Annotated in this window: 26 protein-coding genes; 11 read left to right on the top strand and 15 right to left on the bottom strand. The window is 42.0% G+C overall.

The genetic code is table 11. The annotated features are described in order from the left end of the window. Positions 1-9: 9 nt before the first annotated feature. Entirely contained in the window at positions 10-525 is a 516-nt protein-coding gene (locus E0F88_RS07195) for an FKBP-type peptidyl-prolyl cis-trans isomerase (RefSeq protein ID WP_131957533.1), read from the bottom strand. Positions 526-634: 109 nt separating this feature from the next. On the opposite strand from E0F88_RS07195, the gene E0F88_RS07200 reads away from it, so the two are divergent. Together E0F88_RS07200 and holA are read left to right on the top strand one after the other, a co-directional pair. Continuing rightward, positions 635-1,243, top strand: a complete 609-nt coding sequence (locus E0F88_RS07200) for an acyl carrier protein phosphodiesterase (RefSeq protein ID WP_131957534.1) — start codon at positions 635-637, stop codon at positions 1,241-1,243. A gap of 8 nt (positions 1,244-1,251) precedes the next feature. Beyond that, positions 1,252-2,271, top strand: a complete 1,020-nt coding sequence (gene holA / locus E0F88_RS07205; RefSeq protein WP_131957535.1) for a DNA polymerase III subunit delta — start codon at positions 1,252-1,254, stop codon at positions 2,269-2,271. 59 nt (positions 2,272-2,330) lie between these two features. On the opposite strand, the gene E0F88_RS07210 is transcribed toward holA, so the two are convergent. After that, positions 2,331-4,109 carry an ABC transporter ATP-binding protein gene (locus E0F88_RS07210; protein ID WP_131957536.1) on the bottom strand — a complete coding sequence of 593 codons (1,779 nt, stop codon included), beginning with the start codon at positions 4,107-4,109 and terminating at the stop codon, positions 2,331-2,333. Between the two features lie 330 nt (positions 4,110-4,439). On the opposite strand from E0F88_RS07210, the gene E0F88_RS07215 reads away from it, so the two are divergent. The 3 genes from E0F88_RS07215 to E0F88_RS07225 are packed head-to-tail and all read left to right on the top strand — an operon-like array spanning position 4,440 to position 6,296. Then, positions 4,440-5,651 (top strand): site-specific integrase, encoded by a 1,212-nt coding sequence (locus E0F88_RS07215; RefSeq protein ID WP_131957537.1) that lies wholly within the window; start codon positions 4,440-4,442, stop codon positions 5,649-5,651. Positions 5,652-5,668: 17 nt separating this feature from the next. Continuing rightward, entirely contained in the window at positions 5,669-5,929 is a 261-nt protein-coding gene (locus tag E0F88_RS07220; RefSeq protein WP_131957538.1) for a helix-turn-helix domain-containing protein, read from the top strand. Position 5,930: 1 nt separating this feature from the next. Beyond that, positions 5,931-6,296, top strand: coding sequence for a hypothetical protein (locus E0F88_RS07225; RefSeq protein ID WP_131957539.1), 366 nt, complete (start codon positions 5,931-5,933; stop codon positions 6,294-6,296). Positions 6,297-6,463: 167 nt separating this feature from the next. Here the strand turns inward: E0F88_RS07225 and E0F88_RS07230 are convergent, their stop codons facing one another. From E0F88_RS07230 to E0F88_RS07265, 8 genes are read right to left on the bottom strand one after another with little or no spacing between them, the layout of a single operon-like run. Further along, a complete protein-coding gene (locus E0F88_RS07230; protein ID WP_220466244.1) occupies positions 6,464-7,378 on the bottom strand; it encodes an ArdC family protein in 915 nt (304 codons plus the stop codon). Beyond that, entirely contained in the window at positions 7,375-7,710 is a 336-nt protein-coding gene (locus tag E0F88_RS34980; protein WP_131957541.1) for a DUF968 domain-containing protein, read from the bottom strand. The genes E0F88_RS07230 and E0F88_RS34980 overlap by 4 nt, the downstream gene beginning before the upstream one ends. Before the next feature lie 51 nt (positions 7,711-7,761). Beyond that, positions 7,762-8,250 carry a siphovirus Gp157 family protein gene (locus E0F88_RS07240; RefSeq protein WP_131957542.1) on the bottom strand — a complete coding sequence of 163 codons (489 nt, stop codon included), beginning with the start codon at positions 8,248-8,250 and terminating at the stop codon, positions 7,762-7,764. Then, a complete protein-coding gene (locus E0F88_RS07245; RefSeq protein ID WP_131957543.1) occupies positions 8,247-8,678 on the bottom strand; it encodes a NinB/YbcN family protein in 432 nt (143 codons plus the stop codon). Before E0F88_RS07245 ends, E0F88_RS07240 begins: the two co-directional genes overlap by 4 nt. After that, on the bottom strand, positions 8,678-9,160 hold the full coding sequence (gene ssb / locus E0F88_RS07250; RefSeq protein ID WP_131957544.1) for a single-stranded DNA-binding protein: 483 nt from the start codon (positions 9,158-9,160) through the stop codon (positions 8,678-8,680). The genes E0F88_RS07245 and ssb overlap by 1 nt, the downstream gene beginning before the upstream one ends. A gap of 11 nt (positions 9,161-9,171) precedes the next feature. Further along, positions 9,172-9,765: a DNA polymerase III subunit beta family protein gene (locus E0F88_RS07255; RefSeq protein ID WP_131957545.1), complete on the bottom strand. Its 594-nt coding sequence runs from the start codon at positions 9,763-9,765 to the stop codon at positions 9,172-9,174. A gap of 21 nt (positions 9,766-9,786) precedes the next feature. Beyond that, complete coding sequence (locus E0F88_RS07260; RefSeq protein WP_131957546.1) at positions 9,787-10,479, bottom strand: hypothetical protein; 693 nt, start codon at positions 10,477-10,479, stop codon at positions 9,787-9,789. Positions 10,480-10,490: 11 nt separating this feature from the next. Continuing rightward, entirely contained in the window at positions 10,491-10,697 is a 207-nt protein-coding gene (locus E0F88_RS07265; RefSeq protein WP_131957547.1) for a hypothetical protein, read from the bottom strand. Between the two features lie 78 nt (positions 10,698-10,775). On the opposite strand from E0F88_RS07265, the gene E0F88_RS33610 reads away from it, so the two are divergent. Next, positions 10,776-10,928, top strand: a complete 153-nt coding sequence (locus E0F88_RS33610; protein ID WP_165940009.1) for a hypothetical protein — start codon at positions 10,776-10,778, stop codon at positions 10,926-10,928. Then, positions 10,928-11,242, top strand: a complete 315-nt coding sequence (locus tag E0F88_RS07270) for a hypothetical protein (RefSeq protein WP_131957548.1) — start codon at positions 10,928-10,930, stop codon at positions 11,240-11,242. Before E0F88_RS33610 ends, E0F88_RS07270 begins: the two co-directional genes overlap by 1 nt. A 924-nt stretch (positions 11,243-12,166) precedes the next feature. On the opposite strand, the gene E0F88_RS07275 is transcribed toward E0F88_RS07270, so the two are convergent. Then, a complete protein-coding gene (locus E0F88_RS07275; RefSeq protein WP_131957549.1) occupies positions 12,167-12,637 on the bottom strand; it encodes a hypothetical protein in 471 nt (156 codons plus the stop codon). A gap of 10 nt (positions 12,638-12,647) precedes the next feature. Then, the gene (locus E0F88_RS07280; RefSeq protein WP_131957550.1) at positions 12,648-13,430 is read right to left on the bottom strand and encodes a toll/interleukin-1 receptor domain-containing protein; all 783 of its coding nucleotides are present in this window, start codon (positions 13,428-13,430) and stop codon (positions 12,648-12,650) included. A gap of 184 nt (positions 13,431-13,614) precedes the next feature. On the opposite strand from E0F88_RS07280, the gene E0F88_RS07285 reads away from it, so the two are divergent. The 4 genes from E0F88_RS07285 to E0F88_RS07300 all read left to right on the top strand — a co-directional run bounded on the left by E0F88_RS07285 (position 13,615) and on the right by E0F88_RS07300 (position 15,440). Further along, on the top strand, positions 13,615-14,517 hold the full coding sequence (locus E0F88_RS07285) for a DUF1376 domain-containing protein (RefSeq protein ID WP_131957551.1): 903 nt from the start codon (positions 13,615-13,617) through the stop codon (positions 14,515-14,517). Beyond that, positions 14,498-14,806 carry a hypothetical protein gene (locus E0F88_RS07290; RefSeq protein ID WP_131957552.1) on the top strand — a complete coding sequence of 103 codons (309 nt, stop codon included), beginning with the start codon at positions 14,498-14,500 and terminating at the stop codon, positions 14,804-14,806. Before E0F88_RS07285 ends, E0F88_RS07290 begins: the two co-directional genes overlap by 20 nt. A 73-nt stretch (positions 14,807-14,879) precedes the next feature. Further along, positions 14,880-15,089, top strand: a complete 210-nt coding sequence (locus E0F88_RS34735) for an HNH endonuclease (RefSeq protein WP_131957553.1) — start codon at positions 14,880-14,882, stop codon at positions 15,087-15,089. Positions 15,090-15,092: 3 nt separating this feature from the next. Continuing rightward, positions 15,093-15,440 carry a hypothetical protein gene (locus E0F88_RS07300; protein WP_131957554.1) on the top strand — a complete coding sequence of 116 codons (348 nt, stop codon included), beginning with the start codon at positions 15,093-15,095 and terminating at the stop codon, positions 15,438-15,440. 326 nt (positions 15,441-15,766) lie between these two features. On the opposite strand, the gene E0F88_RS07305 is transcribed toward E0F88_RS07300, so the two are convergent. The 3 genes from E0F88_RS07305 to E0F88_RS07315 are packed head-to-tail and all read right to left on the bottom strand — an operon-like array spanning position 15,767 to position 16,753. After that, a complete protein-coding gene (locus E0F88_RS07305) occupies positions 15,767-16,099 on the bottom strand; it encodes a hypothetical protein (RefSeq protein WP_131957555.1) in 333 nt (110 codons plus the stop codon). Between the two features lie 18 nt (positions 16,100-16,117). Beyond that, positions 16,118-16,375: a hypothetical protein gene (locus tag E0F88_RS07310; protein ID WP_131957556.1), complete on the bottom strand. Its 258-nt coding sequence runs from the start codon at positions 16,373-16,375 to the stop codon at positions 16,118-16,120. A gap of 24 nt (positions 16,376-16,399) precedes the next feature. Beyond that, a complete protein-coding gene (locus E0F88_RS07315; RefSeq protein ID WP_131957557.1) occupies positions 16,400-16,753 on the bottom strand; it encodes a hypothetical protein in 354 nt (117 codons plus the stop codon). Positions 16,754-16,960 lie beyond the last annotated feature (207 nt).

Raw genomic sequence — 16,960 nt, forward strand, 5'->3', positions numbered from 1 at the left:
TTCATTTCATTAGTGATGGTGAACACCGCCTTCTCCATGCACATGGCCATGGCTGATTTCCTCAGCAGTTGCGGGACGAATTGAAAGAATCTGCCCTTCGAAGTGCATTTCCTTACCAGCTAAAGGATGGTTAAAGTTCATGACAACAACGTCATCTTTAATTTCCGTAACCTGTCCGTGCATGCGTTCTCCGTCTTCGTTTGTCATCGGAATAATGTTGCCGATCTGAAGTAACTCTTCCTGATCAACATCATCCATTTGGAATACCTCTTTCGGCAATTCAACGATTGCTTCCGGATCGAATTCACCGTAGCCATTTTCAGCTTCTACCGTAAAATCAAAGATATCGCCAACCACAAGTCCCTCGATCTGGTTTTCGAAACCTTCCGGCAGACCGCTGATCCCCTGAATGAACAACATCGGATCTTCTTCCGTTACTACTTCAACTACGTCCATTTCTCCGTCTGTATCGGGAATCCGCAGACTATATGTTAACGTGATCACGTTATTTTTTTCGACTTTCATTTGCTTGTCTGGTTAAAATAATTGTTGTTGTAAAATAATTGTTCCTGCATGTTACCCTGAAAGAATTAAAGAAGCAAACGTACGGCAATTTTGTCAAAATGTCATTTTTATGAATTTTTTAGCGCATTTGCTGCTGTCAGGAGAGAAGGATGGAGTAATAATGGGAAATTATGTCGGGGATTTCGTCAAAGGAAAGTTAACAGACGAGAAAACCCTGACCTGGAACCCTGAATACGTGACAGGTTTAAAACTGCACCGCTTTATTGATATGTTTACTGATACACACGCTGTGGTTCGGGAAGCGAAAAATAAAGCGGCACTGGTTCATGGCAGGCTGGCCGGAATTATCGTCGATATTTATTTTGATTATTTTTTGGCAAAATATTTTTCCGATTTTTGCACCGAATCGCTGTGGACTTATTCGCATAAAATATATTCGCTGATCGAAAAAAATGAATATTTGATTCCGGAGCAAATGATTCCCATGTCAAATGCAATGATACGTCAGGACTGGCTGAACAGTTATGCATCCTTCGAAGGAATTGATCTTACTTTCAGCAGGATGTCACGCAGGGCCGGATTTATGAGCCCGATAAAAGATGCAGGCCATGAACTAAGAAAGAATCAGGAATATTATAGCGAAAAATTTAAAGTGTTTTATCCGGAACTGACAGAAAGAGCAGCGGAATTTATCGTTTCGGATAGTTTAAAAATTTAAAGAGTCCTATGGCGCAAACGCCCGAAGTTATATTAAAAGACATTAGAGCAAAACGGTTTAAACCGCTCTATTTTCTGCATGGCGATGAGCCTTTTTACATTGATTCTATCTCTGACGAGCTCGAAAAACGGATTGTACCGGAATCAGAGAAAGGGTTTAATCAGTTTGTATTGTATGGAAAAGATACCGACGTAGCCGGTGTGTTAAGCTATGCCCGGAGGTATCCGTTTATGGCGGAGAGGCAGCTAATTCTGGTTAAAGATGCCAATAAGCTTGGGGGAATTGAACAAAAGGAACAGCAGGCAAGGCTGGAAGACTATGCTTTAAACCCGTTGAGCAGCACCGTGCTTATTTTGTGTTTCCAGGCCAATGCCGACGAGCGGAAATCATTTATCAAAGCATTCAATAATCATGGAGTTGTTGTGCAGTCCAAGAAAATGTATGACAACAAACTCCCTGACTGGGTCGCCTCTTTTTGTCAGGCAGAGGGTGTAAAGATAAGTCCCAAGGCCGTCCAGATGATTGTCGACAACATTGGCAATGATTTGAAAAGATTAACCAATGAAATACGCAAGATTATGGTAAACCTGAGGGTAGATCAGGGGATTGATGCAGAGGCAGTTGAAAGATTTGTGGGGATCAGTAAGGAATACAATGTTTTTGAATTTCAAAAAGCACTTGCGACCCGGGATGTTTTGAAGGCGAATAAAATTGCATCATACTTTTCGGCTAATTCAAAAGACAATCCATTATCGCCGATTCTGATCATTTTGTATAATTTCTTTTCAAAGGTTCTTTTAACTCATGCAAGTAAAGACAAGTCCGAACGTGGACTGGCAACTGAATTAGGGATCAATCCTTTTTTTGTAAAGGATTACAATTTAGCTGCAAGAAATTACCCGCTGAACAAGGCAGCGATGGTTATTCATTATTTAAGGGATTGCGACGCCCGTATGAAAGGGCTGGACGGTGTTTCCATTCCGGAAGGAGAATTGTTAAAAGAACTGGTATTCAAAATCGTTCACTGACAGATTTAAAAAAGTTGGAAAGGGGAGTCTTATCTTATTTCAGGCTCCCCTTTTTGTGTTTATGATGCAAGAACAGGCTCGATTTTTCGTTCGCCAATTTGCTGTCTCCACATGGCATAATACAATCCCTTTTCATTGATAAGAGATAAGTGACTGCCAGTCTCTACCACCTTTCCTTTTTCCAGGACATAAATCCTGTCAGCATGCATGATTGTCGATAACCTGTGGGCGATCATGACGGTAATGTGCTGACGCTGGTCGGTAATGGTGCGGATGGTGTTTGAAATTTCTTCCTCCGTAAGTGAATCCAGCGCGGAAGTAGCTTCGTCAAAGATCATTAAATTCGGGTTTCGCAGCAGTGCGCGTGCAATGGACAAACGCTGACGTTCACCGCCGGAAAGTTTCAGTCCACCTTCACCAATAACCGTTTCAATTCCGTTTTCTGCCCTGGCAAGCAAATTATAACAAGCAGCTTTATGTAGTACGTCTTCTATTAGTTCGTCAGTCGCTTCCGGATTAACGAATAAAAGATTCTCCTTGATCGTACCGGAAAATAGCTGCGTATCCTGTGTTACAAAACCTATTTTATGACGCATTTCATCAAAATCGATTTTACTTCCATCGATGTTGTTGTAATAAACAGCACCGGTATTGGGGTGATAAAGTCCGACAAGGAGTTTTACCAAAGTTGTTTTTCCCGAACCCGAAGGACCGACGAAAGCGATGGTTTCCCCTCTGTTTACATGAAACGATATTTCTTCCAAAGCAGGGCGCGTTGCTGACTGATGCTGAAAACGCACATGTTTAAAACGCAGTGATTCAATGTCTTTAATGATTTCCGGATTCTCCGGTTTGTGCTCAACCGGCCTGGCGAGCAAAGTTTCAAGATTAAACAATGACGCTTCTGCTTCACGGTATGACAAAATTACGTTGCCAAGTTCCTGTAAAGGTCCGAAGATGAAAAAAGAGTAAAACTGCATCATCATCATTTGTCCTACCGTAATCTGATCACGGAAAACAAAGAACAGCAAAGCGAACATGATACATTGCTGAAGAAAGTTGACAAACGTTCCCTGGATAAAGCTGATTGATCTGATGCTCTTAACCTTTTTAAGTTCGAGTTTTAAGATTTTGAATGTAGTCGTGTTCAGTCTGGCGATTTCCTGCTGGGTTAAACCAAGACTTTTTATCAGCTCAATATTTCTAAGCGATTCTGTGGTTGATCCGGCAAGTGCCGTGGTTTCGTTGACAATGTTTTTCTGAATCGTTTTTATCTTCCTGCTCAAAATGCTGGTTAGATAAGCAAGAACAACGGAGCCTACCAGATAGATAAGCGGCAAAGCCGGGCTAAGTTTAAAAGCGACGATCACCACAAAGACAATTCCGACCAATGTCGCAAAAAGAACGTTTACAAAGTTGGTAATGAATTTTTCACAGTCGGCTCTTACTTTTTGCAGTACCGATAAAGTTTCGCCGCTTCTTTGATCTTCAAAATCCTGGAAGGGTAGACGGAGCGCATGACGAAGACCATCTGTATATAAGTTTGCTCCAAATTTTTGGATGACAACATTAACAACGTAATCCTGAAAGGCTTTGGCTATACGTGAAACCATCGCCGTACCGATAATTAGCAGTAATCCTATCGTTATTCCTTTGTAAAATTCATTATCAAGCCCGTTATCACGGAAGTACTTTGCTTTATTGGCAAAAGGATCAATCAGATAGTTTCCCAGAATGTACGGGTTAAGCAAAGAAAAAATCTGGTTAATGGCTGCGAGGACAAGGGCAAGCAAAATGAGGGCTTTATACCTGCTTAGGTATTGTATCAGTAATTTCATGTCATGGTGGTTTTCAGGAGTGTATTTACCTGTACTTAGTACAAACTGAAAGAAGACGAATTTAATTCTTATAGTAACAAAAAAAGGCACTCATCAGAGCGCCCTTTCATTTTCGTAGCGGGGAGCAGAATCGAACTGCCGACCTTAGGGTTATGAAATCTATTCCATCTGTATTACTATGGTTTACTATGGTTCACTATGAAATTAACGTATTATAAATCAGCAGTTTAGTGTTTAATATATTTCATGGTGATACACAATAAACCATGCTTTGTGTGACTGATGTGTGACTGAAAATTTGTATCTTTGTTTTGTAAACAACAGACAGTCATGGCAACAACAATAAAAGTAGTGGTCAGGAATACCGCAAAAGTGGACGGCACCTATCCGCTTGCACTGCGGATTACGAAGGATAGAAAGCACTCATACATCCATATCGGACAGAGTGTCAATCTAGAAGACTGGGATGCAGTCGCCTGTAAAGTTAAAAAATCTCACCGGAATTCCGTCAGACTCAACAATTTAATTGCTCAGAAGCTAGCAGAGGCCAGTGACACCAGCCTTGAACTACAAGCAAAGAAAAAGGATGTTTCCGCAAAGCTTGTAGCCAAAAAGATCAAACCTAAAAAGGGTGTTACGTTTTTTGCAGTTGCGAAGGAATTTACGGATAACATGACCAAAGAGGGTAAATACAACCGAGTTCCGACTGACTTATCACGTTTAAAAAACTTTGAAGAATTCCTCGAAACTAAGAACATTGATTTTTCTGAAATCACCGTTGCACTGCTCAACCGCTTTAAGGCTCATTTGAAAGGGGATAAGAAGCTTAGTGACCGGACAATTGTAAATCACCTAATACTTATCCGAACTATCTATAATCAGGCAATATTGGCGGAGATCGCCGACCCGAGAGCCTACCCATTCGGACGGGGGAAGATACAGATCAAAATTCCTCAATCCTCTAAAATTGGCTTAACAAAGGAAGAAGTTACCAAAATTGAGGAGCTGGATTTGCCAGACGCTAAAATGAACCATGCTCGAAACGTATTTTTGTTCTCCTATTATTTTGCTGGGGTGAGAGTTTCTGACGTTCTGAGGATGAAATGGTCAGACTTTCAGAATGATCGTCTTTTCTATTCCATGGGTAAAAACGACAAAGCTGGTTCACTCAAAATACCCCAAAAAGTCAAAGGAATTTTAGACCAGTACAGAGGCGATGAGAAAGTTAATAATCTGATATTCCCAGAATTAAAGGTTGTTCAAGATATGAGTGACCAGTATACAGTGGAAAGAAAAATATCTTACGCGGTTAAAAATCTCAATAAATATCTTAAAAAGGTAGCGGAAAAGGCCGAGATAGACAAGCCGATGACGAACCACATTAGCCGCCATACCTTCGGAAATATCTCTGGTGATAAAATCACTCCACAGATGCTTCAAAAGCTTTACAGGCACAGCAGCTTGACCACGACAATTTCTTACCAAAATAATTTCATTCACAAAACGGCTGATGATGCTCTTGACGCGGTTTTAGGTGAATAAATTAATATATTGCTTTCATGGAACCCTCTAAACTTACAGACGAGCAGTTTTACCGCATCATAGAGGAGGTTGTTGCCCGTGTTAAGGGTAACAAACGCGACCGCTGGTGCGATGGGGCAGAAGCTATGAAATACATGCGGATATCCAGTAAAACCACGCTGCAGAAGCTTCGTGACACTGGTGCTATCCGTTTCAGCCAGCCATTTCCAAAGCATATTTTGTATGACCTTGACAGCATTGATGCCTATTTAGATAAACACGCCAAAAACCCATTCTGATATGACACCAGAAGAACTACAACGGCTTGCAAAACAATTCGCTGACAATGAAAAGGCACTCAAAAAAGATGAGCCTGCAACCGAGCCATTTTTTGATAACGGTCAGCCAAAGTTTACCGAAAGAGAGGTTTCCGAAATGGAACAGAATGTCCAGCGCGGCGACATTAAGAACCTGAGCGATAAGCTAAAATACAACATGCATCAGGCCGAAATGGCCGAACGGGATTACTTACGCAACAAGCGAGAGGAGGAAAGCAAGCGGTTTGACGAGAAGATTGGACGTAAGCCTGAGCCGACCTTAACTAAAAAGGAAAAGTTCTTAGCAGCATTTAAGAAAAACGATAAACAAAAAGACCATGAGCGATGAACTTGATGACCGGGTAAATCCTGACATGGTTAAGGGTTACAACGACGGTTACCTACTGGAAAAACATGACCCTAAGCTTGTGAAAGAGTTTGAGGCCCATATTAAGGGTAATCAAGCTCTAACACTCAATAACTATAATATGGGTTTCTCTGCTGGGGCTAAGGAGGCTAAGAAAGAACGATTCCGGGTGAATTTCCAATCAAAGGGCGATCATGAGAAAGAGCGTTAGTCTGAAACGCCTTTAAGCAATCTCCTGCTTTACTGGCAGCGCTAGCAGCCGTCAGAATGGCCTTTTTGTCTTCCTTTAGTATCGCCAGCCAATGGCCTATATAACTTGCATGGTCAAGCTGGGGGCCGTCTGCAATCCCTAATTCCGCACATAGAAACGCAGATGATAACTCTGCTACAAGTTCCTCAAACGCATAGTCGTGATCTCCAAAGCGTTTGCCGTACTGTCTGTTGCAACGCTTTTCAGCGCCAGTCCAGTGAGACAACTCGTGAAGTTCTGTTGAATAATACGCTTCCGTTGGTGATTGTGTTTTGGTGCCGATAAAAGCAACCGTGGGAGGCATCTGTATGTAGTCCTGGGCTTTGTTGTAGAACGCCTGATTTCCACCATGCTTGATAATGGCATCGGTGTTTTTTACGAATGCGTCAACTTGCTGAATACTCTTCACAATGTCAACTTCTTCCTTTGTTTCCTGTTCAGGATTGTAGGATTTTAACTGGCACTTATTGAAGACGTAGGACATTTTCAGGAAGGGGATTTTCGTGATCTCGTCATCTTTCTTGCGCTCGATTGTGTCGTAATAAACAATCTGGGTGGCTTTTTCGCCTTTACGGACGTATTCTTTTTTCTCGGCCCATTGCTTGAAGCTGGCAAACTCATTGCTCTGGAAACCTTTTTCCTGCATATCATACCAGCATAAAGGCACATTGATACCACGGTAGGGCTTTCTTGTAACGCCGTTGAGTGGCATTCCGAAAGTTATTCCGGTTTTCCATGGTTGCCGCCATGGGGCCAAACCCTGTTCAAGTTGTTCGATAATTTTACCTGTAATTTGGTCATGTAGATCGGTCAAAGAAATCTCCTCATTATATAATCATACGGTGTTTCGTGGTCGTTGTTTAGATAGCATTCGTAGAACTGGTCTGCAATATCCATAGCGTCAGTAATGCCATAGCCAGCGAGAAACATCGTTTCATCGCCTGCCCGGTGGAGAGCATCATGGATTTTCCAGTCCAGAGGGATTGCATACCTGTCAGGGCTTTTCAACCCCATACCTCGTAAACCTGTGTCAAGGAGATGATGAGCAGTTACTTGTCCCATTCTCCCGGAACATAGGCAAGGGAGCGAACGCAGGAAATGTAGGAAACCCGCGTCCGTTATTCGTTTTGGCTTAATTCGGGGCAAGGAACAATCCCCAGTGGCTTATGCTGATATAGTTAATACCGTCAAGTTCGTTCATCGGATCACCAAAAATGGTTTACCACGTTCGAGAGTGGCGTAGTTCATCTCCTTACCAGCTTCCAAATCACGTTTGATAGCAGCTTTGTCGGCAGCATACGAGACTTTTTTGTATTCTTCTGGCAATAATTCAGGTGGGCAGTTCACCAATACACTGATAACGCCCTGTTGAATACGGGCAGAACCAGCAACCGTTTTGATCGGTTTTCCGGCCATAGCTACTAGAGTTTCAATACCCTGTTTACGCCAATCGGCAGAGTTTCCGAAGGATTTGGAACGGGCAGTATATTTGTCAGCAAGCTCCTTGGCAGCGTCAGCTTTGGCTTTATCTTCATTATACAAGGTCAGAAGGTAGTTACACCACCATTCCAAACTTTCATCAATGTCACCGGAAACTTCTTCGTCTTCTGCGAACAGTTCGCCGTATTGCTCATCAATTTTATTGTTGTGGTCGCGTATTGCTTCCAGTAGGTCAACGTATTTCATTTTATGTACTCCATATCATGTTGTTTAGGGTCGGGTAGAATAACAAACCATTCGTGCAGGCAAAATTCCTGAATGTCTTCAAAGTATTTCTTAAACTTTTTAGACCCCAGCTTGGTAGTGGATGGAATAGACCGTATTTCAGCACCCGTCAAAATATTGTAGGAAATATTAGGCTCAAGGAACATTCCACCAAAAAACTCATGGAACGATTCGGGATTGAAATAACTTCCAGTTGGTTTGCATGAGGCAATATGAGTAAGACAAACCCAGTAATAGCTATTAAATCTTTTTGACCGGATTGCTTCGTAAGTCTCAAATATAATTACCCATATAGGCTTTTGTTCATCTTTGGGCAGGCTGACTAAAATGCTTTTCGCATAATCAACCTGCTTTTCAGATCGCAAGATTATGGTCTTGCTTTCGGACATTAGAACGGTGCTTCAAATTCATCGTTATTGAAAACATCGAAGTTTGGTTCTTCGCCTTCAAGGCTTGATGACAGGGTGCTATTATTTTTGGCTTTGGAATAAGCAGCGCCATTGTCCGATTGTTGATCGTCCGGCTTGCTATCCAATAGGGTAATTTCACCCTTGAAAGCCTTTAACACTACTTCCGTACTGTACTTGTCAACGCCGTTGCTATCAGTCCATTTGCGGGTTTGCAGTTGGCCTTCGATGTAGAGTTTAGAGCCTTTTTTGACAAATCGTTCAACAATTCCGACAAGCGCATCATTGGTCACAGATACGTTCGTCCATTCCGTGCGTTCTTTACGTTCGCCCGTTGCTTTGTCTTTCCAGCTTTCAGATGTTGCAATCGTGAAATTGGCTACACGGCCACCATTCGGGAACGTGCGGATTTCGGGGTCTTTTCCTACGTTTCCGAGGAGGATAACTTTATTTACAGATGCCATGTTTTGTTCTCCTATACAGTGGCGGGCATTAATACGGCAATCCATGATGGGCTGCTGCATTCAATCAGGATTGGCGATTTCTCATCACCGGAAAACTTGGCAGAAAGAACACTGAAACCCGTGTAGGATTTAAGGGATTTACCGAGTTTATCCATGTATGTTGGGCTAAAACCAATTGCGTCAAAATCCAAGTTTTTGCAGCTTGCCTTTGTCGGGATAACTCGTGCAGTGTCAGGAAAGCTACCGTCAATCAGTTTGAAATTAATGAGGCCGTCAATCATTTCAACATTGATACGAGTGCCATCAATCACACATGGAACAAGAGTATGTTCTTCAACTGCAAAGCCCTTTTGAATTGGTTTACTGGATAATTGTTTTACAAGAAAAGCAGGAAGGATAATATTTAAACCAGCGTAATCCATCTCATCTTGTTCAATTTCTGATTGAACCTGAATAAGAAAATGACCGTTGGTTGATTCGTAAATGACCTTTCCTTCACGCTCAAAAATGTGAACACCGCATAAATAGTAACGGGTTTCTTCTGTTGACATGGCTGGGGCGCAAGATGCAACCGCTTTCAGGTCGATATTAAATGTTTTGGTCAATTGTAGTCTCCTTTTTTTTGATTAAAATTGTGAGATGTCGGTAGGTACTAAGCCACCGCCGGTAATAAGATGTTCTTCTCTTGGTGGTTGTAGTTGGGTTATTCTTTCCTTGGCAGCTTTCAGTATGTCTTGGAAAGTGGTAGGGTCATTTGCTGCAACGCATTCCGCTTGTGCATCTGAATTTAGTTTTTTAACCGTAGCCACATCTTTTGCACTGTTGATGGTTTCGATTATAAAAGCTTTGCGTTCAGGTAGTAGTGGCTCAACCTTTGGCTCTGGCTTAGGCTCATCCATGTACTTGCTACCGTCAAACTGACCCATGTGAACATCCGCAGATAGACCAAGATGTTTGAAAGCGTTACCCATGGCATCCGTAAATGCCTTTTTGTAAGCTTCGTCGTCGGCACGTAGGCCAGAGGATTGTTTGACAACTACAAAATCGCCACCAACACCATAAAAAGCCTCAGACTTCAAATCGCCGTCTTTGTACCACACACCAATCGTGCAATAGACCACTAGCTGATTGTCAGGGCCAGAATGAGTTACGTATTCAGGCTTGGTATATCCCCATCCAAAGCCAACAGGACCAAATTGTTTGGTCATCGTTTCAACTGAATATATAGGCTTGATAGCCGTACCGGAGAAACCGCCCGACCGCTTAAATGGCTTGGTATGTTTTGGGTCGGTCTTACTTACCAGATCCCAAATTCTCATATTGTCTGACATTAGTTGTTTCCTTTCAGCACATATCGCCCGTTGATGAATTCAATTTTACCTTCAATGGTAAGCTCCTCAATTGCTACTGGCACATATTCCGGTGCGCCGCTTTTTTCGATCAATTCATCTTCTGATAATGATTTGTAGAAAATAGCAAGGCGTTGGACAATGCCATCTTTTACAGCTTGTGGCGGTTTGGTATAACCGTAAATCATTTTATCTCTCCTTTTGCTTGACAATTACTGTTTTACATGCCAATACTGTTAATGTCAATACCTTTCTGGAGAAAAAAGATGAAAAAAGAAAAAAAGATTATCCCAGAGAAGAACAATGAGTTTTTCTCAATGAAGCTGAAACCATCCCAGTTGAAAAAGCTGCATTCGTTAGCCAAGAAGCGTGAAATTACTGCCAGTGAAGTAATCCGCTTATGGATTGATGCAGCGTAATGCGTAGAGCGGCTAAGGCAGACGATAACCAGCCTGTAATTGTCAAATCGTTCCGACAACTAGGCTGGACAGTCGCGCACACACACATGATTGGCCGTGGATTTCCTGATATTATAGCAAGCAAACACTTGCCCAGCGGTTACAGGTTTACGGTAGTAATAGAAATTAAAGACGGTGAGAAAGCTAAAAGCGCCCAAGCACTTACGCCGGATGAAGTGGTTTGGAAAGACGCTTGGCAAGGTGAATATAAGATTATCAATTCGATTGAAGCAGTGGCAGAATACCACAACTGGGTGGTGCGGGAGTTTGGTTAATGGAACGTAAAGACACAGAGTACGGCAGGCAGGTTCGCAGACACAACAGCAACAACGCACGCAAGAGAAGGCAACAACCATTCCCCAAAATCTACGCTAATGCGCCAGAAGACTATGAGCTATATGAGAGTGAAGATAGCCAGATCGAAGCCTTGATGGTGGACTTAGGTGATACAACAAGACTGCTATAACGGTAAATGTCTATACGTTTAGCCTGATTTTTGTAATTAATTGATAATCAATAAAAAAAAGTTGTATTTATTTTCACAACTCTGTTGAGACTAACAATCTCATTCTAAGAATTTTAACAATTCTTTCTGAATACGTTAGTATTTGAGGTAATGGAAATTCAAATATTCAATATGGCAATCTATTTCTAATTTCGTACTTTTATCCCAACGAAAAACCCCATTGCAGGTGAGATTGCAATGGGGCATACGGATAATAAATGTTTCACCTAAATGACACCGATGTCGCAGGCGATTTGGAATTACCTCCAGAGTTTCTGGAATGGTACTCCCTCTTGTCTAAGATGGTTGATTGAGCTGGTTCTAGCTGGACTGCTCTCACACATCATAGATAAGTTCTTTTAATACTTTGCGCATAACTATGCGTAACTCGTTCTTCTTTGTTAGAGTGCTGTGCCAATTGGTGCAGCACTTCTATTTCCAGATGTACTGAAATTATTTGTACAAATGTAAGTGCTTTTGATTAAAGTGTTGCACATATCAAGATGGTTTTGATAAATATTTATCAAATAATCTGCATAAGCATACTCATTGACCCAGTTTGTGGAACTGGTATATTGCCACTGGTATCATAATAGAATACCCATGATAGAAAGCTCCACCATGGGTACTGTACTATATAAGTAGTCTCGGCAGCTTAATGTAGCTGACGTTGATGTAAATTTACAAAATAAATCTATCGTTCCTTCTCCTGATTCCTATCTATTTTTGGTCCGAAAGCTTTCATGAATTCAGCTTTTTTGAGCTGTTCGATCTGGTTATCCAGAGCCTTGACATAAGTTTTGAACGCATCCTTATATGCAACCCGCGCAATAGCTGTATGCGGTGTGGCTGATTTACTCGTTTCAATCCGGGCCTGTATGTTCTTAACTGCGTTGTTTACCTCCTTTTTCGGAAGGTTTGACGCTTGCAGCTTCTTAACCGTTTTCTCAAAGTTCGCTTTGTGCTTTCCTTCGTAATACTGCTCCGGGTTATCCACTAGGTGCGGGTATTCCTCCCTGATAAACTGCTCATTCGTCCTTGTGTCATAAACACCGTCTTCGTCTGGAATACGTCTTTCCCGGATATAATCCTCAACGTAATACTTGTCTACGAAGATATCGTTCGCCGCTTCATTGTAATCTTTCAGGAAGTCGCTCAGCTTCATGTAAATCGGATTAGACGATTGGAGTAGCTCTTTTTTGAAGCACGGCATCCATGCGGGAAAAAATCTCGTCACGTTCCCGTTCCCAAATTGAAAAGCTTATCGGGTCAAGTTCAAAAAAAATTTCCAATTTTGATTTCAAGCTATTCAATTTGGGCTTTTCGTTAATCTTCATACCTTGGGTATTAGGTATGACGCCTTTAATATCAATGAAATCAAACGGTGGAACGAGTATAGGGATATGATCCTTTGAATTAACCCATGCCGCTCCCATTTCACATAGAGATACCGGACTAGCATAAAAGTTATCGGTAAGAACAAATAATACCAAGGTTTCGCTGCTAATCTCTTTTTTGATTTTTTCAAGAAAATCTTCACCAAGTGGAATACCATAGTCTTCATAAGAAGTACAAAATATCTTCCTTGTGCTTACACCAATGGCCCTTAAATAGTCAATCAGTTTACCTACGACATCTCTATCTTGGCTGGAATGGCTTATAAATATCTTTTTGGCGGGACTATTCACAATAGATTCATTTTGATTGTTTTCAGATTTAGTTTTTGCATCTTCCAAAGGGATTTCAACCTCATAATCTTTTGCCATTTCAAATACACTATTAGGGTCGTGAAATAAAAATGTATCTACGAGAAATGCTTCTGGTGGTAAATCGAACTTTGTCCATTCCATCGACAGGCCGTACATAGATAACAGATTTTTAGCTTGCTCAAAAGAGTGTTCACTCAATATAGTTGTGGCTAAATCTTGGTATACTTTGAGCTTTTGCCTTGGTGTCATTAGGAGTTAGATATTTTAGGTGGATTTATGCGAAGTTCGGAATTATTTTGTTGACAAAAAATATACCAATGTGCATGCTTTGTCTGGGGCAGCCATGCGCGTGGTGTCCTGTCTATCCTTTGCCGGATTAGGACAGCCCCGATTTTTTAACAGACTATTGGCAAAGTGAAGGCAAAGGCTCTCAATGACGCAAGCATGGTATCCGTTTTACTGGTCTGACTATTCCGGCAAGACTTTCAATCTAACGATGGCACAGCATGGGGCATACATGCTTCTGCTTCGCCACATCTACACCACCGAACAGCAAATACCCGTGAAGCAATGTTATAGCATTGCTAGGGCATTGTCAGATCAAGACCAGTCAGACGTTGATGTTGTGCTGCATCAATTCTTCAAACTGAAAAATGGTTTTTGGGTCAGTGAAAAGACAATTGAAGTCATTAATCAAACCAACGAACGCCACGAAAAGCGCGTAAATGCTGGGAAAAAGGGTGGTGAAAGCAAGTCTAGCAATGCTAGAGCAATGCCAAAGCAATCCCCTAGCAAAGCCCTAGTAACTACAACCACAACCATAACCACAATATCTTCTAACGAAGATATATTTAGTCAGGCGTGGGCGATCTATCCTAAACTTAGGGCAGGCAGTAGGGGCAACGCCTTGAAAGCTTGGAAGGCTGCGGTTGAACGTGGAAACTCCGAAGAGCTAATCTTGGCAGGGGTGAAAAAGTATTCTGTTTCCCGAGAAGGTAACAGCCAGTACGCCAAAGGATTCCCTGCATGGATGAACGATGATAGATTTCTTAACGATTACGAGGCGCTAGAAAATGGAAACAACACTCAAAACAACACTGGACAAATTGCTGTCAGAAATGGAATCCCTACCGGAGAACAGACCGGAAACGGATTTGGCGGTCGTAAATCACAGACAGAACTTTACGCCGATGCTACAGAAAAAATCATTGCCGAACGAAGAGCAAGATGGGAAGCCAACGGCGGGAAAAATCCTGATAAGGGATTGCTTGCAGAGCCAGGAACAACTAACCCGGCTATTGCAACAGACATACGCGATGTTAAAGAAATTCGGTGAAGCCTCAGACGTTGCAGAAATGCGTGACATGGGTTTCCAGATGGTATTAGGCGATTATCCGATTGATGACGTTCAACGAGCCTTTATCCAATATCTGAAAACAGGTAAGGAAATCCCTACACCGGCTGACATCGTGGAAATTCTTGACCCTACCGTAAAGCCGCTTTGCCCGAGAGTATATCAAAGCTTTGTCACCCGTTCTAAAAAAGGGCCGTTTGAGCTTACACGGGAAGAAAAGGCATACATTGAACACTACGAAAACCAGCAGCTAGGACGCATCCGTGCTTAAACAAGACTTCTACACCTCAGACGCATGGTACAAGCTAAGATACAGAGCATTGCGCCTATACGGTAACAAGTGCATGTGTTGCGGTAAATATGGTGAGTTACACGTTGACCATGTGAAACCCCGGTCACTTTATCCAAAGCTGGCATTGAAGCTGACAAACCTTCAAATTCTGTGCAGGGCGTGTAATATGGGTAAGTCCAACCGTTTCAACGATGACTGGCGACCCAAGGACTGGAAGACAAGACTACGCGTATTTTTAAACATTAAAGCACCGAGGGAATGAGTAATGGCAAGTAAGCGCCGGATTAGAAAAAAGGTTTGCGGGAAGAAGAAAGCATATGAAACAATGCAGCAGGCTTTGGCTACTAGACACCACATTGGCCTGAAAAAGGAACTTGCTGTTTATAAATGTCCTGTATGTCAAAAATGGCACTTAGGTCATAAAGTGAAAAGCCAGCCAATTCCACATTTTAACGCAAAGGGCCGTCACACTGGTAGATGTCGCGTTTTTGATGATAACTTCAGACAACAATTGCAAGACAAATACCGTGTTCAGGAGGTGGAAGTAACTGTAGTCTTGAAACCAATTCCATTCTGGATGAAAGTAAAACGCCTGTTCTACAAATATTTTTAAACATCAAAGCTTCATGAAGTTGCAGCTATGAAAAAAGAGCCAACTTAAGAAAGCTGAGGATATCAAAAGATAAAGTTGCTAGCCTGATCCAAAATTTAGAGCGTTTTTTTGTTTCCATGGGTTAGTGATTTAGACTGAAAAATAGAGATAAAAACAATACCAAAACTTAAAACATGATGAACGGCGAGGAGAATTTCAATGACCGACAAGCAAATTATCGAATACCTATACACCCACGGCCTTTCACCTTTTGAAGCTGCAAAGCTTTGGATTGAGCAGCAACAATGTACACCCTGAAACCAGAAGAATACGAGCCGTTCGACTGCTTACTTCCCGTAAATAGACCCGGTAGTGACAAGCCTGTATCCAATTTTATACAGCATACACGGGAGGATAATCAGGATGAGTAAAAGCTCAGTCATGAACTTAGCCGCCGGGTGTAACGGGCCTTTCTTTTTAAGTCGTTCAAGTTCGTCAGGTTCAAGCGCCGGAAAACGCCAAACTTCAAGCATTCCAAGAGCCGTTTTAAGCCTCGTTAAAAACCGTGGATGTGGGATATGGCTATCTTCCCATCGCTTAACAAATTCTGTCCGTTCTTTGTCATCTTCAACTTTCTGAGCGAACTCCTCAAACCCTTCAATACCGCCTTTCTTTTCCATGGGAGACCGAAGAAAACACTATCCATTCTCAATAATGAGAAATAATAAGGCCAAAATTACAACAACAATGAATGGGATATACGCAATTCTATCAATCTCCCAGTCGCCGGTAGGCTCAAATCTATCATCTTGATTGGCTGGTTGAAGGCTATCCAACCAATTATCCATAGCCGAATTAGAGTTTTTCTGTTGAATTGCTTCATTCTTCCTTTTGATTTCCCGCTTTTTTGTGTCAAGTTTCTCTTTTGCTCTCCGTAAATCTTCGTGCGCTCCCATTTTATTTTTAGTTAGAGGTTAAAATTATGACAGTACAAACCACATCTCAACAACCGCCCCGACAAGCACAAGAGCCAGAACAATCCAGCCAATCACAGCCCGGTAATTCACCGGAGCTTTCGGGGCAGGCTCAACTTCCTCATTCTGCCAATCCTGCTGACGGGGTTGCACAACTGGAACTTCAACAGTTACGGCAGGAACGTACGGCTTTACAGGCTCGAGTAGCTTATTTACGACAGGATCGCTTTGTTTGGGCGTTGGTGGCTTGTGTGGGATTGGCTGGATTGTTTGTTCTATGGGTGCGTCTGAATGGCGTTCTATGATCTTTGCCATACGCGCTTCCATGTCGCGAATAATCTGTGCTTTCTTGTTATCCATAGCGTTGAGGGTTATGAACGTAAGGTAATTAATTGCCAAGAAAATAAAAACGATTTAGATCATAAAGTGGTGAAATACTATCGGTTGTAGATGACTTTCTACTGAACAATTAGAGATTTTATTCAAAGAGCACAGATTAATATTGACGGCATCTGTTGAGGGTGGTATTTTAAGGCTTCAGAACGAAGACAGGTCTCCTGTTTTTAA

Origin of the sequence: Dyadobacter psychrotolerans (assembly GCF_004349265.1) — a bacterium.
Classification (GTDB): domain Bacteria; phylum Bacteroidota; class Bacteroidia; order Cytophagales; family Spirosomataceae; genus Dyadobacter; species Dyadobacter psychrotolerans.